25 protein-coding genes and 1 pseudogene are annotated in these 26202 nt (G+C 41.0%); 7 read left to right on the forward strand and 19 right to left on the reverse strand.

The annotated features are described in order from the left end of the window. The first annotated feature begins 29 nt into the window (after positions 1-29). Positions 30-341: an iron-sulfur cluster biosynthesis family protein gene (locus AC0VYO_RS01790; protein WP_475366392.1), complete on the forward strand. Its 312-nt coding sequence runs from the start codon at positions 30-32 to the stop codon at positions 339-341. Between the two features lie 100 nt (positions 342-441). On the opposite strand, the gene katG is transcribed toward AC0VYO_RS01790, so the two are convergent. Continuing rightward, a complete protein-coding gene (gene katG, locus AC0VYO_RS01795; RefSeq protein WP_475366393.1) occupies positions 442-2679 on the reverse strand; it encodes a catalase/peroxidase HPI in 2238 nt (745 codons plus the stop codon). Positions 2680-2981: 302 nt separating this feature from the next. Further along, complete coding sequence (locus AC0VYO_RS01800) at positions 2982-3806, reverse strand: Cof-type HAD-IIB family hydrolase (protein WP_475366394.1); 825 nt, start codon at positions 3804-3806, stop codon at positions 2982-2984. A 390-nt stretch (positions 3807-4196) separates the two neighbouring features. Between AC0VYO_RS01800 and AC0VYO_RS01805 the strand changes: the two genes are divergently transcribed. Continuing rightward, positions 4197-4847: an SDR family oxidoreductase gene (locus tag AC0VYO_RS01805; RefSeq protein WP_430247013.1), complete on the forward strand. Its 651-nt coding sequence runs from the start codon at positions 4197-4199 to the stop codon at positions 4845-4847. A 293-nt stretch (positions 4848-5140) separates the two neighbouring features. Here AC0VYO_RS01805 and AC0VYO_RS01810 read toward each other — a convergent pair. Together AC0VYO_RS01810 and AC0VYO_RS01815 are read right to left on the reverse strand one after the other, a co-directional pair. Further along, positions 5141-5227: pseudogene (locus AC0VYO_RS01810) on the reverse strand (YjcZ family sporulation protein); the annotation flags it as partial. A gap of 229 nt (positions 5228-5456) precedes the next feature. Continuing rightward, on the reverse strand, positions 5457-6206 hold the full coding sequence (locus AC0VYO_RS01815) for an SDR family NAD(P)-dependent oxidoreductase (RefSeq protein WP_475368317.1): 750 nt from the start codon (positions 6204-6206) through the stop codon (positions 5457-5459). A gap of 115 nt (positions 6207-6321) precedes the next feature. On the opposite strand from AC0VYO_RS01815, the gene AC0VYO_RS01820 reads away from it, so the two are divergent. After that, on the forward strand, positions 6322-7212 hold the full coding sequence (locus AC0VYO_RS01820; protein ID WP_475368318.1) for a LysR family transcriptional regulator: 891 nt from the start codon (positions 6322-6324) through the stop codon (positions 7210-7212). Positions 7213-7229: 17 nt separating this feature from the next. On the opposite strand, the gene AC0VYO_RS01825 is transcribed toward AC0VYO_RS01820, so the two are convergent. The 5 genes from AC0VYO_RS01825 to hxlA form a co-directional block, all read right to left on the reverse strand. Beyond that, positions 7230-7829 carry a response regulator transcription factor gene (locus AC0VYO_RS01825; RefSeq protein WP_194222401.1) on the reverse strand — a complete coding sequence of 200 codons (600 nt, stop codon included), beginning with the start codon at positions 7827-7829 and terminating at the stop codon, positions 7230-7232. Then, positions 7826-8962 carry a sensor histidine kinase gene (locus AC0VYO_RS01830; protein ID WP_303533718.1) on the reverse strand — a complete coding sequence of 379 codons (1137 nt, stop codon included), beginning with the start codon at positions 8960-8962 and terminating at the stop codon, positions 7826-7828. Before AC0VYO_RS01830 ends, AC0VYO_RS01825 begins: the two co-directional genes overlap by 4 nt. A 132-nt stretch (positions 8963-9094) precedes the next feature. Next, positions 9095-10153, reverse strand: a complete 1059-nt coding sequence (gene desA / locus AC0VYO_RS01835) for a Delta(5) desaturase DesA (protein WP_194222399.1) — start codon at positions 10151-10153, stop codon at positions 9095-9097. 203 nt (positions 10154-10356) lie between these two features. After that, positions 10357-10911, reverse strand: coding sequence for a 6-phospho-3-hexuloisomerase (gene hxlB, locus AC0VYO_RS01840; RefSeq protein ID WP_475366395.1), 555 nt, complete (start codon positions 10909-10911; stop codon positions 10357-10359). 6 nt (positions 10912-10917) lie between these two features. Further along, positions 10918-11547 carry a 3-hexulose-6-phosphate synthase gene (gene hxlA / locus AC0VYO_RS01845; RefSeq protein ID WP_430247007.1) on the reverse strand — a complete coding sequence of 210 codons (630 nt, stop codon included), beginning with the start codon at positions 11545-11547 and terminating at the stop codon, positions 10918-10920. A gap of 184 nt (positions 11548-11731) precedes the next feature. Here hxlA and AC0VYO_RS01850 point away from each other — a divergent pair, with 184 nt between their 5' ends. Beyond that, positions 11732-12094 (forward strand): winged helix-turn-helix transcriptional regulator, encoded by a 363-nt coding sequence (locus AC0VYO_RS01850; RefSeq protein ID WP_098446173.1) that lies wholly within the window; start codon positions 11732-11734, stop codon positions 12092-12094. 43 nt (positions 12095-12137) lie between these two features. Here AC0VYO_RS01850 and AC0VYO_RS01855 read toward each other — a convergent pair whose 3' ends face one another. From AC0VYO_RS01855 to AC0VYO_RS01875, 5 genes are all read right to left on the reverse strand, one after another. Further along, the gene (locus AC0VYO_RS01855) at positions 12138-12938 is read right to left on the reverse strand and encodes an alpha/beta hydrolase family protein (RefSeq protein ID WP_475366396.1); all 801 of its coding nucleotides are present in this window, start codon (positions 12936-12938) and stop codon (positions 12138-12140) included. A gap of 134 nt (positions 12939-13072) precedes the next feature. After that, positions 13073-13261, reverse strand: coding sequence for a spore germination protein (locus AC0VYO_RS01860; RefSeq protein WP_194222395.1), 189 nt, complete (start codon positions 13259-13261; stop codon positions 13073-13075). A gap of 143 nt (positions 13262-13404) precedes the next feature. Next, positions 13405-15057 carry a lactate permease LctP family transporter gene (locus AC0VYO_RS01865; protein WP_475366398.1) on the reverse strand — a complete coding sequence of 551 codons (1653 nt, stop codon included), beginning with the start codon at positions 15055-15057 and terminating at the stop codon, positions 13405-13407. 32 nt (positions 15058-15089) lie between these two features. Further along, on the reverse strand, positions 15090-16040 hold the full coding sequence (locus AC0VYO_RS01870) for an L-lactate dehydrogenase (protein WP_475366399.1): 951 nt from the start codon (positions 16038-16040) through the stop codon (positions 15090-15092). A gap of 188 nt (positions 16041-16228) precedes the next feature. Next, entirely contained in the window at positions 16229-16471 is a 243-nt protein-coding gene (locus AC0VYO_RS01875) for a hypothetical protein (protein ID WP_475368319.1), read from the reverse strand. Between the two features lie 176 nt (positions 16472-16647). On the opposite strand from AC0VYO_RS01875, the gene AC0VYO_RS01880 reads away from it, so the two are divergent. Continuing rightward, positions 16648-17475 (forward strand): nucleotidyltransferase, encoded by an 828-nt coding sequence (locus tag AC0VYO_RS01880; RefSeq protein WP_475366401.1) that lies wholly within the window; start codon positions 16648-16650, stop codon positions 17473-17475. A 49-nt stretch (positions 17476-17524) separates the two neighbouring features. Here AC0VYO_RS01880 and AC0VYO_RS01885 read toward each other — a convergent pair whose 3' ends face one another. The 5 genes from AC0VYO_RS01885 to AC0VYO_RS01905 all read right to left on the reverse strand — a co-directional run bounded on the left by AC0VYO_RS01885 (position 17525) and on the right by AC0VYO_RS01905 (position 23356). Next, positions 17525-17674 (reverse strand): hypothetical protein, encoded by a 150-nt coding sequence (locus AC0VYO_RS01885; protein ID WP_283153130.1) that lies wholly within the window; start codon positions 17672-17674, stop codon positions 17525-17527. A gap of 65 nt (positions 17675-17739) precedes the next feature. Continuing rightward, on the reverse strand, positions 17740-19197 hold the full coding sequence (locus tag AC0VYO_RS01890; protein WP_194222389.1) for a carbon starvation CstA family protein: 1458 nt from the start codon (positions 19195-19197) through the stop codon (positions 17740-17742). Positions 19198-19334: 137 nt separating this feature from the next. Beyond that, positions 19335-20063 (reverse strand): LytR/AlgR family response regulator transcription factor, encoded by a 729-nt coding sequence (locus AC0VYO_RS01895; RefSeq protein WP_283153128.1) that lies wholly within the window; start codon positions 20061-20063, stop codon positions 19335-19337. Between the two features lie 3 nt (positions 20064-20066). Beyond that, on the reverse strand, positions 20067-21800 hold the full coding sequence (locus tag AC0VYO_RS01900; RefSeq protein ID WP_475368320.1) for a LytS/YhcK type 5TM receptor domain-containing protein: 1734 nt from the start codon (positions 21798-21800) through the stop codon (positions 20067-20069). A gap of 179 nt (positions 21801-21979) precedes the next feature. Continuing rightward, positions 21980-23356 (reverse strand): sigma-54 interaction domain-containing protein, encoded by a 1377-nt coding sequence (locus AC0VYO_RS01905; protein ID WP_475369033.1) that lies wholly within the window; start codon positions 23354-23356, stop codon positions 21980-21982. Between the two features lie 297 nt (positions 23357-23653). Here AC0VYO_RS01905 and AC0VYO_RS01910 point away from each other — a divergent pair, with 297 nt between their 5' ends. Both AC0VYO_RS01910 and AC0VYO_RS01915 read left to right on the forward strand, forming a co-directional pair. Next, the gene (locus AC0VYO_RS01910) at positions 23654-24856 is read left to right on the forward strand and encodes an ornithine--oxo-acid transaminase (RefSeq protein ID WP_475366403.1); all 1203 of its coding nucleotides are present in this window, start codon (positions 23654-23656) and stop codon (positions 24854-24856) included. A gap of 27 nt (positions 24857-24883) precedes the next feature. Then, positions 24884-26173, forward strand: a complete 1290-nt coding sequence (locus AC0VYO_RS01915; protein ID WP_475368321.1) for a Glu/Leu/Phe/Val family dehydrogenase — start codon at positions 24884-24886, stop codon at positions 26171-26173. Positions 26174-26202 lie beyond the last annotated feature (29 nt).

A 26202-nucleotide genomic window follows, 5' to 3' on the forward strand; every position in this document is an offset into this window, starting at 1 on the left:
ATTATTGTATTCTTGAAGGAGTGAGGATCTTGACTATTACGTTTACGGACGCTGCAATTGAACATTTAAATACAGAGGATCACGTAGCTTTTCAGCTTAATCCTAGTTTAGGTGGATGTAGTATTGGTGCGGATTGGATCACATTTAAGGCTTTGTCTTCCAAGGAAACACAGACAGGTGAGAAGTTGTTAGAGACTAATTATAAGCCTGTGGTTTTAGGAGTTAAGCACGAATCCTTTTTCAAAGAAGATATGATCATTGACTACTCTAGTAAAAGAAATGCATATACGTTAAAAAGCAAAAGTGAGATTCTCAGTTCTCGTTTGCCATTAGAAAAATAAGTTAGATTTACGAGTGAAAACATCAGGAACTGAAAGATGACCGAAAAAAAGCACCATCTCAAACTCTTCTAAGCGTTTGAGATGGTGCTTTTATGATTTATTATGCGTTAGACGCCATTTTATCCTTACTCATTTTCAGGTCAAAACGATCAGCATTCATGATCTTCACCCATGCTGACACAAAGTCGCGCACGAATTTCTCTTTATTGTCTTCTTGTGCATAGACTTCTGCATAAGCACGGAGGATGGAGTTTGAACCGAAGACGAGGTCAACGCGTGAAGCAGTGCGGATAAGTTCGCCTGTTTTGCGGTCGCGTCCTTCGTATTCATTGAAGTCAGCTGGCTTCCATTCAATTCCCATGTCGAGTAGGTTTACAAAGAAGTCGTTTGTTAGTGTACCAACGCGATCAGTGAACACGCCATGCTTCGTACCCTTGTGGTTTGTCCCAAGTACGCGCATACCACCAATAAGAACGGTCATTTCAGGAGCAGTTAGACCGAGAAGCTGTGACTTGTCGACGAGTAGCTCTTCAGGACTTAACGTGTATTCCTTCTTCTGATAGTTACGGAATCCGTCAGCCATTGGCTCTAATACGTCAAAGCTTTCAACATCTGTTTGCTCTTGCGTTGCATCCCCGCGTCCTGGTGAGAATGGAACAGTAACGTCAACACCAGCATCTTTTGCCGCTTTTTCTACAGCTGCACTACCTCCAAGAACAATCAAGTCAGCAAGGCTAACTTTTTTATCAAGTTTGCTTTGGATTTTCTCATATACGGATAGTACTTTTGATAATTGCTCTGGTTCATTTACATCCCAGTTATTTTGTGGCTCTAAGCGGATACGCGCACCATTAGCACCACCGCGATAATCAGAACCGCGATACGTACTTGCAGAAGCCCAAGCTGTTGTCACAAGCTCGCTGACACTTAATCCGGAGTCGAGGATTTTAGCTTTCAGGTTTTCAACTTCAGCAGCAGTCAATTCGTAATCCACATTCGGGATCGGGTCCTGCCAGATCAAATCTTCCTGTGGTACTTCAGGGCCAAGGTATCTTTCTTTCGGTCCCATGTCACGGTGAAGCAATTTGAACCATGCACGTGCAAATTGATCAGCGAAATATTCGATATCCTCGTGGAAGCGACGTGAAATCTTTTCATAAATTTCATCTTCACGAAGCGCCATATCTGCTGTTGTCATCATAGTATTCACTTTAATTGAAGGATCTTCAGCATCTGGTGCAAGGTGCTCTGGTTTAGGATTCACTGGCTTCCATTGGTGAGCTCCTGCAGGGCTTTTTGTTAATTCCCACTCATAGCCGAATAGTAAGTCGTAGTATCCGTTATCCCATTTTGTTGGATTAGCGGTCCATGCGCCGTCTATACCACTTGTAATTGTGTCGCGACCTTTACCACTTCCGTAAGAGTTCTTCCAACCAAGTCCCTGCTCTTCAATATCAGCAGCTTCCGGTGCGGCTCCAACGTTAGCCTCAGCATCTCCTGCGCCGTGTCCTTTACCAAATGTATGACCACCGGCAATAAGAGCAACCGTTTCTTCATCATTCATTCCCATTCGGGCAAATGTTTCACGAATGTCACGTGCACTTCCTAGTGGATCTGGTTCGCCATTTGGTCCTTCAGGATTCACATAAATAAGCCCCATTTGAACGGCAGCTAGCGGACTTTCGAGCTCGCGGTCGCCTGAATAACGGTTGTCACCAAGCCACTCTTTTTCAGCACCCCAATAAATATCTTCTTCTGGATGCCACACATCTTCGCGTCCGCCAGCAAAACCAAATGTATTCAAGCCCATTGATTCAAGCGCAACGTTCCCCGTGATGACAAGTAAATCAGCCCAAGAAATCTTATTTCCGTACTTTTGCTTGATTGGCCAAAGGAGGCGACGTGCTTTATCAAGGCTCGCGTTATCTGGCCAGCTGTTCAATGGTGCAAAACGCTGCGATCCAGTAGCGCCACCGCCACGTCCGTCACCAGTACGATATGTACCAGCTGCGTGCCATGACATACGGATGAAGAGAGGGCCATAATGTCCATAATCAGCTGGCCACCAGTCCTGGCTGTCTGTCATTAAGTCACGAAGATCCTGCTTCAGTGCATAATAGTCCAGCTTTTTGAATTCTTCAGCATAATCAAAGTCTTCCCCCATTGGGTTGCTTTTGCGGTCGTGCTGTTGAAGAAGTTGCAAGTTTAACTGGTTCGGCCACCAGTCTTTATTTGTAGTCTTCACTTTAGTCGTAGTAATGGCGCTATCTTCCTTTGTTTGGCCGTGAGAGACAGGGCACTTCCCAGCTTGGCTGTCATGCATTTCATTTTTATCCATATTTCAATCTCCTTCCGAATTTAAGAAAATTAATTACAACTCCTATTAGATTATAATTATAATAAATTAATAATCATTTTGGAAGAGTTATGCACTAATTTTCACAAAATAATTTTAATAACTCGTTTTATAAAGCGGTTACAATTAACGGGAAAGAAATAGTCACCCTTGTTTCGGGTTTATTTATCCACTTACTATATATTTTCGATTCCATTACGAGTTTACCTCTTTCAAAAAACAGTTTATGGCATATCATATAATAGAAAAGAGAGGCGGTAATCCCCGCCTCTCTTTTTAGTAACCTATTTTGTTATAAGCTGATCCTTCAAAAGAAACTTTTCAACCACTTTTGCGACACCATCATTCTCGTTCGTATCTGCAATATAGTCAGAAATCTTTTTGATGTCATCAGGGGCATTACCCATTGCAACACCTAGGCCTGCAAATTCAATCATTTCTTGATCATTGTAGCTGTCTCCAACTGCAATGACTTCTTCCCGTTTAACACCGAGCTCGTTAATAAGCTTCTCGATGCTCGTGCCTTTCGTAATCCCTTTATCAGTAAACTCGAGAAAGTAAGGCTTAGAACGCATCACGCTGAATTCTTCACCTAACTCAGCTTGAAGTTTAGTTTCCACTTTCTTCAGGTGCTCCGGTTCACCGACCATCAGAACTTTTACAACTGGTTCTGTGACACGATCGATAAACGAATCGACGACAGTGATTGGTAGACCTGTTAGATCAGACTCAATCGTTGTGTAGGGATTTTTTTCGGCGGTAATAATTTCATCCTCGACGTAAGTGTGAATATAGACGTTCTCTCGAAGACTGATTTCGTAAAGTCGTTGAACAGCTTCGAAAGATAATGTCTGACTGAAGAAATCCTTTTTGGAATGACAGTTAATAATCTTTCCGCCGTTAAAAGAAAGAATATAACTCTCATAGTCTGCGAGCAGGAGCTCCTCAGCATATGGGACCATTCCGAATGTTGGGCGTCCAGATGCAAGCACGACTTTGTTTCCTTCTTGCTGGGCTTGCATAAGAGCTTCTTTGCTTCGAGCAGAAATCATTTGATCAGCATTGAGCAATGTATCGTCTAAATCTAATACAATCATTTTATATGACATATGTGATTTTCATCTCCTTACTAGTTTCCTTTACCATTTTACTAGAAATAATGAGATAGAGGGGGAGGGATTAATAAATGGAAAAAAGTAATTAGTGTATTAGGTAACGAATAGAACGTTAGATCATAATTGAAATAATAGAGGACTAGTTAAATTCATGGGCTGATCATGGTCAATTCCGTGAGCCGTCCCCACACTTTTAGAATACTTATAAGCTAATTAAATAGAAAGATATATCCATTTCGCTAAACTCTTATGCTTTACGCATCATGTTAACGGGTATATGAATAGTGTAGAGCATTGATGTTACAAAACCATTTATAAGAATTGATAACATTGTGCTAATGATCATTTGATAGCTTAATATACTTAGAAAGGGTGTAGTAAAGAATGAAAGTACTTATTGTTGGTGCAAACGGTCAGGTTGGAAAGCATCTTGTTTCATTTATTCAAGATCATAAAGACTTAGAAGCGAAAGTTATGATTCGAAAAGAGGAGCAAGCTTCCTACTTTAAAGATTTAGGTGCTGAAACAGCGGTAGTTGATTTGGAAGAAGACATTAACGCTATAGCAAAAGCTGCTGAAGGCGTAGATGCTGTTGTCTTCACAGCAGGTTCTGGACCAAACACTGGAGCAGACAAAACCGTACTTGTTGATTTAGACGGTGCTGTAAAAACAATTGAGGCTACAAAACAAGCTGGTGTGAAGCGTTTTATTATGATCAGTTCCTTTGATACATCTCGTGAAGCCATCCAGTCTGCACCTTCTTCCTTTTCACCATACGTGGTAGCCAAACATTATGCAGACAAATGGTTAAGAGCAACTGATTTGGATTATACAATTATCCATCCAGGTTTATTAACAAATGATAATGGAATTGGCAAAGTGAATGCAGCATACGAAGTAGAGAGAAATGAAATTCCTCGAGAAGATGTGGCAAGTGTCATTTTGGCCACTCTTGAAAATGATGCAACCATTGGGAAAGAATTTCAGGTTGTAACTGGAACGAATTCAATTAAGGATGAAATTAGTTCACTGTAATTGAAAGGTTATGCTTGGGACTTAGTACTCGTCTCACGATACTCATAAGTTTGAAGCTTCAGAGGCTTGAATTGAGAAATGTATGAGTCAGTGAATGAAGCGATAGGAATAGATTAAAAGGAGAGCACCTGATATCAGGTGCTCTCCTTTTAAATGGTAGTTACTAACAATTGTATTTTATCAGAAACGAACCAGTGTGAATGTCCTTTTTCTAAATATTTCTGAAGGGGATATGAACAGAAGGACAAAAAAACAACCACCAGGAATTCTCCCTGATGGTTGTGATATAAAAATTAGCAATCTTGCCCTTTAACAAACGCAGCGCCAACGATAATAAGAAGAATGAACAAAACAACGATCAACGCGAAGCCATTCCCGTAACGAGCGCCACCTACCTGGTTTCCACAGCCGCCGTATCCAGCGCCGCCTACCTGGTTTCCACATCCGTAACCATAACTCATGAAATCATCTCCTTTCATAGGATCTTCTTTAGTGTATGAAGGAGATATGAATCGTGCTTAGGTGATGGACTAGGTAGAAGAAAGTTAGGTAGATCTTTATAAGACTAATAACAAAATTCTGCTTTACTAAAGCAGAATTTTGTACTTTCTATTTAAATGAAGCATACCCTTCATCAGCCATTACGACGCTACCGTTAATCGCACTAGCTTCTTTTAATGAAAGAAGATATACAGCATCTGCTAATTGCTCTGGATCCGTTAGTTTATTGCCGATTACTTTTGCTTTCATTCCATCAATTAACCCTTTATCGCGATATCCTTGTACAATTGGTGTATCGACAACACCTGGAGCAACACCTACAACACGAATGCCATATGGCGCCAAATCAAGAGCAGCTGATTTTGTCATCATGTTAACGGCCCCTTTAGTTGCATGATACGCGAAAGTAGCAGGAGAGGCTAGAACACCAAAAACTGAGGTTGTATTGATGATGACCCCTTTCACATTCAATTCCTTCATCTTTTTAGCGGTAGCCATGATTCCATAAGTGACGCCGTGCTGGTTAATGTCGATCACTTTATGATAATCTTCTAGAGAAAATTCCGGAAGTGGCGTAGGACGACCAATTCCAGCGTTATTAAACATCACGTCAATGCTTCCAAACTGATCAACGGTTTTTTCGATAAGCGCTTCCACTTCTTCATAACTGGAAACGTCTGTTTTAACGAAGAGAGCAACGCCACCTTCTCCTTCGATTAAATTAACGGTTTCTGTTCCTCTTGCTTCATCAAAATCCGCAACAACGACTTGATCACCTTGTCGAGCGAACTTTAAACATGTTTGTCTTCCAATTCCACTTGCGCCACCAGTAATGACTACGACTCTTTTTGCTGTCATAAATAATACCTCTTTCCTAATCGTATTTCTTGTTTTCAGTTTATCATTGCTAATGTTTAATAAAAATTTAGTTATCGTTATACTTAGTTAAGCAATGCTTAAGGTGGTAGAGAAAATGAATGTAGAGCAAATGGAGTATATTGTAACAGTCGCAAACACAGGATCACTATCAAAGGCAGCGAATGAACTGCATGTGAGCTTATCAGCCATAAGTCAGTCAATTAGTAAGGTAGAGAATGAAATTGGACTGAAAGTATTCGTTCGTAATCGTGCGGGAGCTGTACTAACTTCAGAAGGGGAGAAGATTGTATCGAAGGCAAGAGAAGTACTAACTAAGGTAGATGAATTGAAGGAAGAAGTAAACCGTCAATTAGATACGCTTAGTGGGGAATTAAAAATCGCTACCATCCCAGGTCCAATTCATCTGTTAGTAGAGGTCGTCTCTGTTTTTAAAAGATCGTACCCAAATGTGAAGCTTGAGATTTATGAAAATGGGCCAGTGAAAATAATGGAGGAAGTGTATGAGCAACACCTTGATCTAGGGCTTATTCTAATATCAGATCGATTTATTCAAAAACATAAGATGCTTTCTTTTGAAAAAATAAGGGACGGAAAAATGGTAGTAGGTGTGAGGAAGGAATCCCCTTTAGCTAAAAAAAGAACAGTTAAGCCAGAAGATCTTATTCATGAAACGCTCGTGCTTTATGATGATGCATATATTGATCAATATGTCACGGAAACGCTATCGAAATATGGATCGCCTGATATATTATTTACTACAAATAATACGGATGCGATAAAAAATGCTGTAAAGCGTGGGATGGCGGTTACTCTTGGGATTGATTATTCATTTAGCAATCAGCAACTAAAAGAACGTGATATCGTCATGGTAGAGATCGAAGAAGGAGAGCATGAAAGGGTGTATCTTGCCCTTGTTCGTCATCGAGAAGGACAAGCAACTCGAGTAGGAAAAGAGTTTGTAACTAACATAAAAAAACATTTCTAAAAAAAAGGACTGGTTCATCATTTGAACCAGCCCTTTTCCTTGAATCGCGATATCGCTTCAATTCGATTTGTTACTTCTAATTTATCCAGAATGACAGAAATATAATTACGAACCGTTCCAGGGGTAATGTAAAGTTCACTTGAAATGTCTTTTGTGTTTTTACCATCAGCCATTAACTGAATGACTTGCTTCTCACGTTCTGTTAGCGGATTTTCATTACCGAAAGCTAGATCCACTAACTCAGGCGAGAAAATCCTCTGACCCTCAATGATCTTTCGAATCGAGCTCGCGAGCTCATCACTCGGACTATCCTTCAGAAGATAGCCACTAACGCCGGCTTTACGAGCACGTTCGAAATAACCAGCACGAGCAAAGGTTGTTAGTATAATGATTTTACATGAATGACTGCTTAGCTCTTCAGCTGCATCAAGTCCGCTTTTAAGTGGCATTTCAATGTCCATAATACAAATGTCTGGCTGTAATTCTTTTACTAAAGAAATCGCTTCTTCACCATTCGTCGCCTGACCGACAACTTCCATTCCTTCTTCTAGATCGAGTAAGGAGCCAAGCGCCCCAAGTAGCATACGCTGATCCTCCGCAAGCACGATGCGTATCACACCGATCCCTCCTGTTCTTTTTGTTGAATCACATTTGGTACACGAATATTTAAAGTTGTTCCTGTTGAAGAATTAATATCAAGAGAGCCGTTTACGAATTCTAGTCGCTCCCTCATTCCCTGTAGTCCGTGTCCTTTGAATGAAGTTGTTCCTTCTGGGATGCCATCACCGTTATCTTCGACTTGAATGAGGACATCTGTTGGAGATTGTTCAATCAGAACTCTGCACCATGAAGCGTTACTGTGCTTGACGATATTCGTCACAGCTTCTTTGAGACACATGCTTAAGACATTTTCTACGAGTAACGGTGTATTCTCAAGTTGTTGATTACCTTCAAAATGAAATTCCATCTCTGCGGCCTGTAAAATTTGTTGTACGCGTAAAAGCTCGTCTTCAACTCTGGCTCCACGCATATTCGATACCATTTCACGTACTTCTTTTAGAGCGGTTCTGGCTGTTTGTCGAATATCATGAATTTCATTAATAGCAGCATCAGGCTTAACAGGAATTAGCTTTCTAGCTAAATCACTTTTAAGTCCGATCATCGATAGTTTTTGCCCGAGTGTATCATGTAAATCTCTCGCAATCCGTTCTCTTTCTTCAATCACCATCAGCTGCGAAATTTTCTCATTCGCGTTTTGGAGTTGTTGCTCCAAGCGGTGCTGTTTGTTTCGATAGCGAATGGTAAAAGGAAGCAGAGCCACTCCAAGCACACAGATGAAAATAAATGGGAGCTGTGGTAGTAATGTATCATCGTGAGTGAAGAATATAATGACTGTTGCAGCTATAGTCGTTGTGAGATGAACAATATAGAGTGTTAGAAAACCTGCTTTATTTTCGATGCTACCAATGAAAAACGCTAAAAACAGAGCGAAGTAGACATAACCGAATAAGATCGTCATCACAATACTTATGGCCATTTCAATGCTGACCCATAAATAGACTAATTTACTATTTGATATGAAAGATAATCGATAGGATAAGAAAAATAAAAGAATGACGAAGATGCCGATTGTAATTTCTATAACCGATGAAGATCGGAAAATAAAAAAGAAGGGTAGCAAACAAAAAATAATCCAAACGTAAGAACTGATCCCAGTGTTCTTAGGAATGATATGATACCAGCTTTGCATAGGGATCTCCTTTCGAGGTGCTTTAATTACAGGATATACCATCAGTATTCGCCTGTCACTTATCTACCATTAGTATAATCTCTTTAAAGATATTGAAAAACCCATCCAGGCTGAATGGGTTTTTCAGTAATGTTATTTTTCCTGGAAGCTTGGTCTTTTCGTAGTCATCATCGCAAGCTTTGCAGGATTTTTAAGAAGTGGTTTTACTTCTTTAAATGTAACGAACGTTTTATTCTTTGTATCATATAGACGGAATCGAATGGATTCAAGGCTTGATAATAACGTAATCGTCGTCGCCTTATGCAATGGAGGCGTTGATTCATGCGCCTTTTCAAGATGATAATTTGGCACTCTTGGACTTAAGTGATGCACGTGATGATACCCGATGCTTCCGGATACCCACTGAAGAAGTTTAGGAAGTTTATAGTAAGAACTGCCATCCACGGCTGCTTTTACAAAGTCCCACTCTGTTTCATCTTCATAATAAGAGTCCTCGAATTGGTGCTGAACATAGAACAACCAGATTCCAAGTGAACCAGCAACATAAAGAATTGGAAGTTGAATGATTAGAAACGCTTCCCATCCAATAGCCAGGATCAATAGGGAATAGATCGCAACGATTGATGCGTTGGTAATGTATGTGCTCATACGCTCTTTACGTTTCGCGTCTTTGCGATTAAAACGGTTAGCGATAAGGAAAAGATAGATCGGACCAAGTCCGAACATCACAATCGGGTTACGGTAGAGACGATAAGCGAGTCTACCCCAGAATGTAGCTGCAGCATACTCTTCAACTGTCATCACCCAGATATCACCTGTTCCACGCTTATCTAAGTTTCCACTTGTTGCGTGATGAATATTATGCTCGCGTTTCCATTTTTCAAACGGGAAGAGAGTGATGATCCCAGAGATCGTACCAACTATCCGGTTTGCTTTTTGACTCTTGAAGAAAGAGCCGTGCGTGCAATCGTGAAAAATAATAAAGATTCGAACGACAAATCCTCCTGCGATCATCGCAAGTGGAACGGCTAGCCAGGCGGACACGCTTAAGCTCTGATAAGCCAGAAACCATAGCAATAAGAATGGAAGAAGGGTGTTCAAGAGCTGTCGTACCCCTACGACCGTGTCGGGTTTTGCGAAAGTTGATACACTTTTTTTCAATTCTTTTTGTTTTTGTTTTTGTTCATTCATATGGTTACCCCTTTGTTAGGCATAGTTGAAATAACGTTAAGCCTAATGATAGAGGATTTGGTGTCATGGTGTAAGACACAAACGTCAGGACATAACCATGATAAATGTCATGGGTTTGTTGGGGATAAAAGGAAGATAGAGTATGCTATCATGCAAAAACGCCTGAAAAACCTCTACTTTAGAGGTTTTTCAGGCGTTTAACACTATTCTAAGTTCGCATGCTTTCCATACATCTTATTCGTATCCAACCCTTTCTTATCCATAAAGCGTAAAATTATCGCATCATAGAAAAGTAAAAGAGTCTGTTCAAATAAAGAGCCCATTGGCTGAATCGTTTCATAATCACCTGACTGATCCTTTGGTGAACCTGGTAATGTTACGATGATGTCTGCTAGCTCGCCAATTGTTGAGTCAGGATTAATTGTTACAGCTGCGATCTTTCCGCCGATATTGGCGGCCTTATTAGCAATGGAAACGAGCTGTTTCGTTTCACCAGAACCTGATCCGATGATGACAAGATCACCTTCTTCAAAGTTTGGTGTGACCGTTTCGCCAACAACGTAAGCATCAATTCCCATGTGCATCATGCGCATCGCAAAAGACTTTGCCATAAAGCCAGATCGACCACCGCCAGCAACGAAAACCTTGTTCGCTTCCAGAATTTCGTTAGCGAGCTGTTCCGCTTCTTCGTCAGCAATGAGATCTACTGAACGATTTAGCTCATCAATGATTTCAGCTAAATAGTGAGTAGTCTGCATGATTGATTATCCTTTAATAAGCTCTTGCATTTTTGATGCAACGGCTTTTTTATCGTCTTCACCAGTAATACCGCCACCTACGATGACAAGGTCTGGTTGTACTTTTACAACTTCTTCAAGAGAATCAAGCTTAATGCCACCAGCGATTGCTGTTTTCGAATTCTTTACGACGCCTTTAATTGTTTCAAGGTCTTCGAAAGAATTCTGGCCTTTTGCTTGAAGATCGTATCCAGTGTGGACACAAATATAGTCAACGCCAAGTGCGTCTACTTCTTTCGCACGAGTTGCGAGATCTTTCACTGCCATCATATCAACAAGGATTTCCTTACCTTGTTTCTTCGCTTCTTCAACAGCACCTTTGATTGATTCATCTTCAGCAGCACCAAGAATTGTGATGATATCTGCGTTAGATTCAGATGCTTTCATAACTTCATATCCTGCAGCATCCATAATTTTAAGGTCTGCAAGAACTTCAAGGTTAGGGAATGCTGCTTTCATATCTTTGACAGCACGAAGACCTTCATTGATGACGATCGGCGTACCGATTTCAACGATATCAATATGCTCCTGAACTTCTTTCACTAGTTCAATACCTTCTTCTGTGTTTACCAAATCTAATGCTAGCTGTAATTTCATAATGCTTTCACTCCCAGTCCATATTTTTTCTTTCTCTCTCTTGTCCGACACCAATATAATCGATCTGTTGGTGTAGTAGCAAGTATACTGCTTACAACCTATTAATGTAAGTACGCACATTAAACTTACATAGTGTCAAAAAGTATACTATGAGTTATACTGGGCTTAAACGGAGGTGATGCGTATGTCACGTACCCAGGATAAAACATTTTACTGTGAAAAAGAATTAACGCTTGCGGTTATCGGAGGCAAATGGAAAATGCTTATCTTATGGCATTTAGGTAAGCAGGGAACGAAGCGATTTGGTGAGCTAAAGTCACTAATGCCGGGAATTACACAGCGTATGCTAGTGAACCAGCTACGAGAATTAGAAGACGACCAAATCGTACATCGAGAAGTATACCCTGTTGTCCCTCCGAAAGTAGAGTATTCCCTTACCGAGCAAGGTGAAACATTAATGCCTATACTCGACTCCATGTATGAGTGGGGGAAGAATTACAATCAGAACGTCCTTGGCAAACCGATTGAGACGAAAGAGTCTGTATAGAAATAAACGAAAAGCCGGGGCGCTCCCCGGCTTTTCGTTTATTTTAATATTCGACTAAAAGTGAAAGTTCTTCTTTAATCGTTTCCCATGCAAATGAAGTTGTATCGGTCAGCACAAAGTGTTCTGCTGAAGGAAGCTCGATCAATTTAACAAAATCGCCTTCGCCTTCACCTTCGCGCTGGTAGTAATCACTAATCCCGATCGGAACATTGATATCTAGCGCACCATGAACGAGAATTTGTTGCACACCAAGCGGAAGAAGTTCCACAGGGGAAGCATTTTTGTAGCGCTCTGGATATTCTCTAGGCGAACCACCTAGTAGTTCTGCGGTAGGATTATTTGGTTCAAGAGAGAGAACTTGATCTCTGTACTCATGAACACCATGCATCATTTCAAGATCGTTCACACCTGCAAGGCTAACCACTCCGTGAATAGGAAGAGGGGTGTCCGTAATGAATAACTCACTATTCTTATCTATACGGTGACGCGCAGCAATCCATGTAGCAAGATGGCCCCCAGCTGAATGTCCAATCGTAACCACTTTGTTTAGATCGAGCGGAAAGGATTCTGCAAGTGTCCTTATGTAGTCAGTTGCTTTTGCAGCATCTGTAAGTGTTCCAGGATAACCTCCACCTTCTTGTCCCGTTCGACGGTATTCAATATTCCACGTGGCAAATCCACTCGCTGTTAAATCTTCCGCTACTTTTCTCATGATCTCGAGTGTGAACGGTTTTCTCCAAAAGCCGCCGTGAATAACGATTGCCACAGGGAAAGGTCCTTCTCCTTCTGGAAGTCGTAGTTCGCCAAATTGATTTTCGTTATCTCCGTAGAAAAATTTCTCCATGTTACTTACCACCTCTCTGATTGGATTAGAGTCCTCTTCATTATCGCATATCTCCTGACACTTTCATTACGTTAGGAATTGAAAAAACCAATCGTTAATCGATTGGCTTTACTTCATAAAAAGGATAATGATGCCTATTGTCCGGACTTTATTCCTTTTGCAACGCTATAGAAATTATTTACAATCATAAATGATCCTGTATTGCCCCCACCGGATCCACTAACCGTATTACTTACGGAGATTGGGGAGATCGTGTGTGCACATTGGACTACCGTTCCGCTATTGTTTGTAATGATCACTGGTCCTCTAATAAAACAACCCATTTATTTCACTCCTCAAAAGCCATCTTCTGATAGCAGTATATGGACAAACTGATTGAATGGTGTGGACATGTCTTTAAAATTAGCGTCTAAATTTAGTTAAGCAAAAAAATAGAAGTCAGTTTCCTGACTCCTAAAATAAATGGTTAACTTATGAAAATCGCTTGCGCAAAAGTGATGCCCCCGGTGATGAGTAAAAAGACGAAGCTATATTTGAGAGTGAAACGGAAGAGATCTCCTTCTCGTCCTACTAGGCCAACCGCACCTGTTGCAACAGCGATAGACTGAGGAGATAGCATTTTTGCCATCACGCCACCTGCAGTATTCGCAGCAACGAGAACCATTGGAAGAACAGCAATTTGTTGAGCAGTAATTTGTTGCAAGTTCCCGAATAAAGCATTGTTAGACGTAACAGAACCAGTTAAGAATACGCCAAGCCATCCTAGGAGTGGAGAAAGGAATGGGAAGACACCTCCGCTTGCAGCAAGAGCTAGACCTAATGTAGAGCTCATGCCACTATAATTTGCAATGAAGGCAAATCCTAGCACCATCATAATTGTAAGTACGGGCTTTTGAAGTTCTTTTATTGTTTCAACAAAAGCTTCTAGCGCTGCTTTAGGACTCATTCTAAGAATGAAAATAGATAGGACCGCAGCGATGAAGATGGCTGTTCCTGTTGCTGAAAGAAGATCAAGTTTCAACATCGCCCCATATGGTGTAGGTTCACTTACAATTGGTGCTGTTTTAATGACGAGATTATGGAGTCCAGGTACAGGAATTTGAAGAATTGTTGCTTCAAGTAATCCGCCTTCTACAAATAAATTTTTGAAAGGTTTTAAACTCCAGATTGTTACCATTCCTGTTAACGCAATAAATGGAGACCATGCTTTTAAAATTCTACCTGCGGTTAGTTGAGCATCAGGGTCAAGAGAAACAGCCAGTTGTGCCTCCACTTCAGGGTTAATTCCCTGAGTTTGTTGCATTTTTGGATGCCATATTTTCACGAATACAGCTACGGCTACTAAACTAACGATGGAAGACGTAATGTTAGGGAGTTCAGGTCCAATAAATGTGACTGTCGCCCATTGCGTAATGGCATATGTGCTACCGGCAACGAGAGCTGGTGGCCATACTTCTTTCAAGCCTTTCATACCATCCATAATGACGACGAGTAGGAATGGAATTGTGAAAGAGATAAAGGGAAGAGACGTGCCGAGAAATTGCCCAATTTCCATTGGGGCGAGTCCACTTACTTGACCAGCAACAATGACTGGGATGCCCATTGCGCCAAAAGCACCGCTAGCTGTATTAGCGATTAAACATAGTCCAGCTGCTTTAAGTGGTTCGAATCCAAGTCCGACAAGTAGGGCGGCTGTAATGGCAATCGGTGCGCCAAAACCAGCTGCGCCTTCAAGAAACGCATTGAATGAAAAGGCGACGAGTAACATTTGAATTCGTTTGTCGTCCGTAATGGATACAATGGAACTTCTGATAATATCAAATTGCCCACTTTTTACAGAAAGTTTATAAAGGTAGACAGCTCCAATTACGATGTAAGAAATTGGCCATAAGCCAAATGCAAAACCGTAACCAGTTGTCGCTGCAACCATCGTAATAGGCATATCATAGAAGAGAATCGCAATCACTATAGCGAGCATCACTGTAACAGTAGCAGCGATATGCCCTTTCATTCGAAATGCTGTAAGAGCAAGAAAGAAAAAGAAAATCGGAATAAGAGCAATAAAAGCGGATAGCCAGATGTTATTAAATGGGTCATATACTTGTGTCCATGTTTCCATGGGGATCACCTCTTATGTGTTATAGTAGGGTTTCATTTAACCGTCTCAAAACAGGGTTTCATTGCTTCGCGTAACGTCCTTGCAGAATGATGCAGTTGTTTCATCTCGGTCTCTGTGAGATCAAGCTCTACAATTTCTCGAATACCGTTTCTGTCGATAATGGCAGGTGCGCCAATATAGATGTCATTAAGACCATATTCACCTTGCATCAATGTTGAAATCGTTAGGATAGAGCTTTCGTTTCTTAGAATCGCTTTGGTCAGACGTACAAGTCCCATTGCAATACCGTAATAAGTTGCGCCTTTCCGATGAATAATGTGGTAAGCTGCGTCGCGGACGTTCGTGAAAATCTCGTCAAGTACTGGCAACTCTTCTTCTGATAGCATTTTCGTTACTGGGCGGCTACTAATGGTAGCGTGGCTCCATACTGGAAGCTCCGTATCGCCATGCTCGCCGAGGATATAAGCATGTACATTTCTAGAATCGACCTTGAAATGATCGCCGATTAAGTAACGAAGTCTTGCGGTATCAAGAATCGTACCAGAACCAATAACGCGTTCCATCGGTAGACCAGAGAATTTCCATGTAGCATAAGAGAGGATATCTACTGGATTCGTTGCAACGATGAATAGTCCGTCAAAACCACTCTCCATAACGGCAGTAACAATTCCCCTGAAGATGTTTACATTCTTTTCAACAAGATCAAGTCTCGTTTCCCCAGGTTTCTGATTTGCGCCGGCTGTAATTACGACAATGTCAGCATCTCGACAGTCTTCATAATCCCCTGCCCAAATTCTCATAGCTGATCCAAACGGCATCCCGTGATTTAAATCTCTTGCTTCTCCTTCAGCTTTTTCTTTATTTAAGTCAATGAGCACCATTTCATTTACTACTTCTTGATTTAATAAGGCGAAAGCATAGCTTGTCCCAACAAATCCAGTTCCAATGACAGCAACTCTAGTTGTATATCGTTCGTTTTTCATATTAATTCCACCAATCTATTGTATGTGATGTCTTTCACATACATAATATAACGTGGATTTAATTGCTCATATGTGACAAAGATCACATGAAAAGGTTTACATGAAAAATTAATTTTATAAGGTAAAATAAATATGATTACATGAGAAGTCTATGTAAAAAAACGCTCAAAATCTGAGCGTTTTGCTTTTTACCAGAAAAAGAAAGGTGACCAGCTATAAGCGGCGATGGAGGCAAGACCGACTGCAATGAGAGCCGCTCCGAAAAAGAAGTAGCTTCCAAAGCCTGGACCATCGTTTTGGCCATCCATTGGTCGAAGATAGACATTGTCGCGGTCACAATGATCGATGTAACCGTAATGCGTTTTGCCATCATGACAGCGAATGGCTATACACCTACCATCGTTTTTAGTGAATTCGTCGTGATAAGACATGTTATTCCTCTTTTCTTGTTAAATGTAAGAGTCGGGAAACTCTTAGATCGTGCATTATTACTTTATGAAATTCAGATAGATGGGGTTTGGACAGGAATGGAGCTGAAACAAAATAACGGCTCTTTTGTAAAAGGAATAAAGTAGCTATGATAAGGATAGAAAGAAGGAGGGATGAAATGGACGGTATTAAACAAATTGGGTCTTTCTATCAAGTCGATCATAAGGGGTACCTTGTAAATGATACGTCCTGGGAGAAAATCAATAGAAACTATCGAAACGCGATCGATCGTGCTGTGGAGATTTTAACTATAGCTATGCCTTTAAGCAGTATTTATTTAAGAGGATCAGTGCCAAAGGGGAAAGGAATAGAAGGTGTGTCTGATCTGGATCTCATTGTTTTAACAGAGAACGGGAATGAGCAAGTAGCTGAATTATTGAATCAACAATTAGTTGATGAATTTCCATGGTTAAATGGGTGTGAGATAAGTTTCTATTCAGCTAAAGAGTTAGAGGGGTTAACTTCCTTTTCAATCATTCCATTCATGCTGAAAACGTCCAGTCTCTGTGTTTATGGAAAAGATGTGGCAAAAGCTATTCCTAGGTTCAAGCCACATAGAGCTCTTGCAAATGATCATCTGATTCAGCTAGAAAACCACATCGTTCAGGCAAAAAGCGATCTTGTTGGAAATGAAGATATTGAAGATATAGCGGATTGCTGCGGATGGATTATGAAAATCATTGTCCGGAGCGGTCTCGCGCTTGTGATGGAGAAAGATCCAATGTATACAAGAGACCTTTATCCAGCTTATAAGCTGTTTAGTAATTTTTATCCACATAAAGAGTCTTATATGAAACAAGCCTTAACATACGCTGTATTTCCTACATCCTCAAGAGAAGAGATTACTCATTTTTTGGATCAGTATGGGAAATGGCTTATTCAAGAAGCGAATGATTGGCTAAATGAGTATAACCCTGAAAGAGTTCGGCATCTTTCGATTGAGTAGTAAAAAGGGAGCGAGATCATGGATTCGATCTCGCTCCCTTTTTAAAATTTCATAAATAGGTGATTAGCGCAATTCCGCAAAGAAACAAAACGCTAAGAATCACTTTTCCAAAGAGAGGGAGCTGTTCTTTTCCCTTCTCATTAATACGTTCTTCTTCCTCTTCAAGAGTCGTTTTATCTTTCGATTGGCAGCAGCCCATATCATCACACCTTTTCGGTTTAATACGCTATCCGTCAAAGGGGATTCTCTGTTCAATGTATCCCTTTAAGCAACGCTATCCTTATCCCAACCGGAAATGTCGATTTCTAGTGGAATGTTGGCAGCGCGTTGCTTACGAGCAGAGTAGAAGAAAGCTACAATAACGCCGATCGTAATGATGGTTGCGCCGATGTAGGCGACATTCATTGGTAAGCGAAAGCCGATTGGTGCATTAAGAATGTAAGTTGTCGTTGCCATTGTGATAAAAATTGCTGGGATCATGGCAATCCAGTAGTTTTTCTTCGCAATAAACAAGTACATCGCGCCAACCCATAAGGCAATCATCGCTGTAGACTGGTTAGCCCATGAGAAGTATCTCCACAGAAGGGTAAAATCAATTTTCGTAAGCCCAAATGCGACAACGAAAAGCGGTAGTGCGATCCAGAGGCGATTTGTTACTTTACGCTGAGAGTAATTAAAGTAATCTGCAATAATCATACGAGCACTTCTGAAGGCTGTATCGCCGGACGTGATTGGAAGGACGATGACACCAAGAATGGCAAGCGTTCCACCGATCGCACCTAGCATGAGAGTAGAAGCTTCACTTACAATCGCAGCGGGACCACCATTTGCAAGCAGTTCATTTAACCCAACCGGTCCATTGAATAAGCTCATAGCAGCAGCAGCCCAAATCATTGCAATGACACCTTCTGCAATCATCATTCCGTAGAAAATGTTGCGACCTTGTTTTTCATTTTGCGTTGTACGCGAAATGATTGGCGTTTGTGTAGCGTGAAATCCAGAAAGTGCGCCGCAAGAGATTGTTAAGAATAACAACGGAAAGACTGGTGCGTTGTCAGGGTGGAAATTACTTAGCGTGATTTCAGGAATCGGTGCGCCAGTGAACACAAGTCCAGCACCAACGCCGAGTGCGCTAATAAGAAGAAGCGCACCAAAAATCGGATAAAAGCGTCCAATGATTTTATCAATCGGTAGCAATGTAGCTAGGATATAGTAAACAAAAATCGCTCCTAGAATAAGACCCATTGTTGCCCAGCCGTTCATTAAGTTGTTCAATAGTCCAGCTGGTGCTGTGACAAACACCGTTCCTGTTAGGAGGAGAAGTAGCACAGCGAAAGCATTCACAACGTGCTTCATCACTTTTCCAAGAAACTTTCCTGCAAGTTCAGGTAAGTGAGCGCCCCTGTTACGAATGGAGATCATTCCTGTAAGGTAATCGTGAACAGCTCCTGCGAAAATACAGCCAAATACGATCCAGAGAAAAGCGACTGGCCCGTAGAGTGCACCAAGAATCGGGCCGAAGATTGGACCAACTCCTGCAATGTTCAATAATTGAATCAAGGAGTTCTTCTTCGTGTTCATTGGAAGGTAATCGACGCCATCCTGATGCGTATAGGCGGGGGTTTGACGTGCTTCCTTAATGCCAAAAATTTTCTCAACAAATTTTCCGTAAGTAAAATAACCAATTATAAGAAGTGCAATTCCTGCTAGAAATGTATACATGAAACCATCCCTTTCCGTACAATGTATGCGTTTACATAAAGTATAAGAGATGAGAGGGAGGAATGGATTAATTCCGCTCTAACATGTCTGAAAGTTGGATTGAGATGTTTGTATGAAAGACTGAAATGCACTCGGAATTACAATTCAAGTTCTGTACGTAGTGCTTTTACATAATTACGACTTACAGAAAGCTTTTCTCGAACACCTTCTAATTCAAGCTGATAAGCACCATTAAACCATGGGGTCAGGCGCGTCACGTAGTGAAGATTAACTAGATATCCTTTATGAATTCTAAAAAACGAAAAGGAGGATAGTCGGCTTTCAAGTTCTTTTAGCGCCATCTTCACTTCGTACTCGCCATTTTTTACAACGATCCGTGAGACTTTTTCATCGCGAAAAATAAAGAGGATATCATTGGGATCGAGGTAATGAATCTCACCTTCTAGTTCAACTGAGAGCTTGCCTTTCTTTGGCGGAGGTTCTTCTTTAGTAGATACTTGCATCAACTTCTCTAGACGTTGTACGGTTTGATGAAGCTGTTCTTCATCATAGGGTTTCAGAAGATAGTCAATCGCTTCATATCGAAAAGCTTCTGCAGCAAATTCAGGATAAGCGGTCGCAAAAACGATTAGAGGAGATTTCTTAAGTTCCAATAAGGCTTTTGCTGCTTCCATCCCATTCATTTTGGGCATCTCAACATCAAGAAAAACAACATCTGGTTGAAGTTGAAGTGCTTTGATCACTGCTGTTTCACCTGAATCAGCCTCACCGATCACATTTATCGACTTAAAATGTGAGAGTAAATGAACGAGTTCCTGGCGGCTGTATCGTTCATCATCCACGATTAAACATTTCATTTCGTTCATCTATTAGTCCTCCATTAGTGGAATCAAAAAGCAAATGGTTGTACCGTTGCAAGGCTCGCTATGAATGGCAAGGCTTGCTTCGCTTCCAAATAGCATTGTTAGGCGACGATTAACGTTATAGAGGCCAAGCCCTGTACCAATTTCTGACGACACGTGTACTCTACCAAGCTCTGGTAAACGATCAGGGGAAATCCCTTCACCGTTATCAGTTACGCAAACAGTAACCCCGTTTGGATTTTGAGCAATTGCAATTTCAACAAGACAATCGTTTTCCTTATTTTTGATACCATGTTTAATAGCATTCTCAACAATCGGCTGTAACGTGAGTGGAGGTAATTGGACGGATAATACACTTTCATCGATTGTATATTTAACGGTTAGTCTGTCTACAAATCGTGCTTCTTCCACTTCAAGGTAGGCTTTCACGTGTTTTAACTCCTGGTTAAGCGAGGTCATGTTCGCTGTAGTACCAGATAAATTTTGTCTTAAAAAGTGTGAAAGGGAAACGAGTAATTTACGTGCTTTATCAGGTTCAATACGAATTAACGAAATAATTGTATTCAGTGAATTAAAAAGAAAGTGCGGACTGATTTGTGCTTGTAATGCTTTGATTTCGGCTTCTTTTGCGAGCTGATAGGCTTTATCCGCTTCAGCTATTTCTAACTGATTACTAAGAAGATTGCTGAGACCGAGAACGAGCTCAGTAATAATATGGGTGATCTCTTTTTCCGATCGGAAATAGAATTTTAGCGTGCCGATTGTTTTACCTCGCTGTTTAAGGGGAGCAATAATGGCTGCTCCGAGCGGACAATTTTTCTCAGCACAGTGAATGGTTTGATCGTTTGCTATAACAATTTCACCTTTATGAATCACGTCTTTTGTAATGGTCGTTTGAATCTCGTGTCCTGATTGATGATGGTCGTTCGCAAGGCCAACGTGACTTAAAATGTGTGTACGATCCGTTATCGCTACTGCGCTACCTTCAATTTCTCGATGAAGAATCTGACAGACCTCATGAGCTGAAGCTTCAGAAAGCCCTTGTCTGAGATAACCAAGTGTTTGATCCGCGATACGAAGGGTTTTCTGTGCCTGAAGCGCACCAGCTTTTTCTTCCTCGTTTACAACATTTTTTATGATAAGGAGGAAGAGAGCACAGCCAATTCCGTTTGCGAGAATCATTGGAATTCCGATCACTTCTACAAGAGCCATGGCATTTTGAAACGGTTTTGAAAGAAGCAAGATAATGAGCATTTGAACGGCTTCTGCACCTGCACCGATCATAAAGGCTGATCGAAGTTTTACATGACGGTTTCGTTTGTGTAGAGAGCCAGCGATAAGTCCAGCAATAATGGAGGCAAGTCCACAAGCTACTGCTGTAAATCCACCAAGCATATAGCGATGAATCCCTGCAATTAGCCCTGCACCAAATCCAACCCTCTTTCCACCAAGAAGTCCAGCAAGAACGACTCCGATTACTCTTGAATTCGCGATGGCTTCGTCAGAAGAAACTTCAAGTGGCCATGAATTAAATTGGAGTGAATCTGTACTAAATGTTAATCCTGTATATGTTCCGATGATCCCAAAGAAACCAAAGAAGCCAATCGCAACATACTGCTGCTTACGAGCAAGCTGATCGCTGTATATCATATCTCGGAAGAAGCGAAAGCGGGTTAGCACAAACGCAATTGTGACGATAATGCCAAGTCGCTCTAGCATCGTAAGCAAGAGTTCGAACATGAGGGGAAGCTCCTTTCTGGTCTTTCTGGTGCCTGTCACCACCCGGTTTAAGTCAAATTCTGTCGAATGGTAAAGCGGTTACTTCTTATTATACGTGTTTTAATGAAGAGATAAAATGGATGGAAGAGAGAAGGCGAATCACTCACACATAAGCTACGATTTCATCTAGCCTCTTATTTTTACGTTTGAATATCAAATTTCCTTAACCGGTACTGCAAGCTTTGTCTACTTAGACCTAACACTTTTGCGGTTTTTGAGATATTACTTTTGTTTTCTTGAAGCACCTTTTGGATATAAACTTTTTCAGCTTTCTCCATTTGTTCTTTCAATGGGATAATTTGATTGGAATGATGTATGGTAAGTTGATTAGCCTCAATCAAATGCCTTTCTTTTTGTAATGGCGATTTATTTCGATACTGAATGGGCAAATGAGAATAGTGTATGATGTCTTCGCTCATCATTAAATTCATTGCCCCTTCAATAATATGTTCTAATTCTCGTACATTCCCTGGCCAGTCGTAAGCTTGAAATGATTCAGAGACTTCCGTATCTACTCCTTTAACATCCATTTGAAAGAGATCGTTATATTTTGAGATAAACGAATCCACTAATAAAGAGATGTCCTCTTTCCTTTCTCTAAGTGGAGGGATAAATAGAGTCACAACCCCAAGTCGGTAATACAAGTCTTTACGCATTCGTTCCTTCGCAATGGCTTCAATGGGATCTTCGTTCATTGTAGCGATGATTCTAACGTCAATGGCCTTATCTTCTGTGTCACCAATGCGCCGAATTGTTTTTTCCTGTAGGACTCTCAATAGTTTCGCTTGTAAATTCATACTTAAAGAATTAATTTCATCAAGTAATAACGTCCCGCCTTCTGCTTGTTCAAATAAGCCTGGTCGCTCAGTTGCTCCTGTAAATGCGCCTCGCTTCGTACCGAACAGAAGGCTTTCAATCAAATTATCAGGTAAGGCAGCACAGTTTTGCGAAATAAACGGAGCGGAAGAACGGTGGCTACCATTGTGGATGCTTTGAGCAAATAATTCTTTTCCTGTTCCGGTTTCCCCAACGATCAAAACAGACGACGATGTTCGTGTGCTTCGTTTTGTATTCTCAATCACTTCTTGAATGGCAAGACTATCTCCAATAATGCTATCGAATGTGAATCGAGTGTTTCCTTTTCGATTCATATTGTCACGAATTAACCGTTCAAGCTTTGTTACGTCGTTAGAAATCTCGACAGCGCCTTTAATAGTTCCATTTTCTAAAATGGGAAATGAGTTGTTAATTGTTGTGATTTCTTTCCCTTTATTATTGAAATACGTTTGCTTCACATTCGACGTTTCGATGCCTTTTTGAAGTGCCTTAACAAGCGTGCTGCTCTCATTCGCTGAGAACATAAAGACATCTAATAAATATTTATCAACAACATCCTGACGATCCATGGCTTCAATTTGCATCATTTTAGGATTATAAATGATCGTTTTGCCTTTTTCATCAATCACATGAACGCCGACGTCGATTTCATCGATGATTTTTTTGTATACATGATTCATAGTTTTAAGTGCTTTCCAATCGTTCTCCGTTTCATTATCCAAGTTACGTACCTCCTTTGTTACTACCGCTATTGTATGTATGGAAGTACATGGATTGCAATATTATTTTGCACACACATGCAAAATAAATCAATTGTATGCAAAGAGGTTTTGCATGGTGAAATTGAATAATCCCCGTCCTTCCTAAGATTTAATCGTTTTAAAAAGTTGGCATAAAACTTGCTTGTTACTAAGGAGAGGGAGAGCGAAGTTCTTTTTGCTCCTCTAGGTGAGGCGAACTTTTAAAGGAGGAAGAACATGAAGACACAAACAACGACTGAGAATGTGATTGAAAAAACAACCCAATTTGGAGCGAATAACTATAACCCGCTTCCAATTGTTATTACGGATGCAGAAGGGGTGTGGGTGAAAGACCCTGAAGGTAACCGATATATGGATATGTTGAGTGCTTATTCAGCAGTTAATCAAGGACACCGTCATCCGAAAATTATTCAAGCCTTAAAGGACCAGGCAGATCGCATTACATTAACATCCCGAGCTTTTCATAACGACCAATTGGCTCCGTTTTATGAGAAGGTAGCAAAGCTAACAAATAAAGCAAAAGTTCTTCCAATGAACACTGGGGCAGAAGCAGTGGAAACCGCTATTAAAACGGTGCGACGCTGGGCTTATGATGTGAAAGGCGTTTCAGAAAATCAGGCTGAAATTATTGCATGTGTCGGAAATTTCCATGGACGTACAATGACGGCTGTATCTCTCTCTTCTGAGGCTGAATACCAGAGAGGATTTGGTCCAATGTTACCGGGAATTAAATTGATTCCATACGGTGATATTGATGCGCTACGAAATGCCATTACACCAAATACAGCTGCTTTCCTATTTGAACCGATTCAAGGAGAAGCAGGGATTGTCATTCCTCCAGAAGGCTTTTTAAAGGAAGCTTATGATGTTTGTAAAGAAAATAATGTGCTTTACGTTGCAGATGAAATTCAAGCTGGTCTTGGGCGCTCGGGTAAAACATTTGCGTGCGATTGGGAAAATGTTGAACCGGATATTTACATTCTTGGAAAAGCGCTAGGCGGAGGCGTCTTCCCAATCTCATGTATTGCTGCTAATGAAGAGATTCTTGGTGTCTTTAATCCTGGCTCACACGGATCCACATTTGGTGGGAATCCGCTTGGCTGTGCCGTTTCCGTTGCTGCTCTTGAAGTTTTAGAAGACGAACAGTTAGCTCAGCGGTCACTCGAGCTTGGAAACTATTTTCAAGAAAAATTAAAGGAAATCGATAACCCTCTAATTAAAGAAGTACGTGGTAAAGGATTATTTATCGGAGTTGAATTAACAAAGCCAGCAAGATCTTACTGCGAAAAGTTAAAAGAAGAAGGGCTTTTATGTAAGGAAACGCATGATACGGTGATCCGATTTGCGCCACCGCTTATCATTTCAAGAGAAGATCTTGATTGGGCCATAGCTAAAATCGTAAATGTGTTGTCCAAGTAAGAACAATAAATAAGATGAGGTGTCTACATGGAAGCGGCAGTTAGCCAACATTTAAAGCAGGCTGAAAAACAAGATACGGAATCACTGAATTTATTTTACTCCACTCAAATCGTTGTGAAGGAAGCACTGGATCAACTTGGCTATTCAGATGAGGTGTATGAACTTTTAAAAGAACCAATGAGAATGCTAACTGTCCGCATTCCCGTTCGAATGGATAATGACAAGGTTCGAATTTTTACCGGATATCGGTCCCAACATAATGATGCGGTGGGACCGACAAAAGGTGGGGTGCGATTTCATCCAGAGGTGAATGAAGATGAAGTGAAGGCTTTATCTTTATGGATGAGTTTAAAGTGTGGAATCGCCAATTTACCTTACGGCGGAGGAAAGGGCGGGATCATTTGTGATCCTCGTGAGATGTCATTCCGAGAATTGGAACGGTTGAGTCGTGGTTACGTTCGCGCGATCAGCCAGATCGTTGGTCCAACAAAAGATATACCTGCTCCAGATGTTTTCACAAATTCTCAAATTATGGCCTGGATGATGGATGAATACAGTCGGATTCGTGAATTTGATTCTCCGGGATTCATTACGGGTAAACCAGTTGTGCTTGGTGGCTCTCATGGAAGGGAAACAGCAACAGCTCGTGGCGTAACGATTTGTATTGAAGAGGCTGCTAGAAAGAAAGGAATCAAGCTACAGGGAGCGCGCGTCGTAATTCAAGGGTTTGGAAATGCTGGTAGTTTTTTAGCGAAATTCATGCATGATGCAGGAGCTAAAATTATTGGGATCTCCGATGCCTATGGTGCGATCTATGATGCCGATGGATTAGATATTGATGACTTGCTAGATCGCCGCGATAGTTTTGGAACGGTGACAACGTTGTTTAAGAATACGATTACGAACAAGGAACTGCTTGAGCTAGACTGCGATATCCTAGTTCCGGCGGCGATTTCCAATCAAATCACCATCGACAATGCTTCAGCTATTAAAGCTTCCATAGTAGTGGAAGCTGCGAATGGACCGACAACAATCGAGGCCACTAAAATTTTAACAAAGCGGGGCATTTTACTTGTTCCCGATGTGCTTGCAAGTTCAGGGGGTGTGATAGTCTCCTATTTTGAATGGGTTCAAAACAATCAGGGATATTATTGGACAGAGGAAGAAGTAGAAGCAAGGTTGCGAAAAGTGATCGTTGAGTCTTTTGCGAAAGTTTATGAAATCTCAAAAACTTACCACGTTGATACAAGGTTAGCAGCTTATATGGCAGGAATTCGAAAGATGGCAGAAGCTTCAAAGTTTCGAGGTTGGGTTTAGGTCGAGCGGCTTTTAAATGACTGTAACGA

This window comes from Anaerobacillus sp. 63XJN7_4_ISO-PGPR-S23-413, from assembly GCF_056173725.1.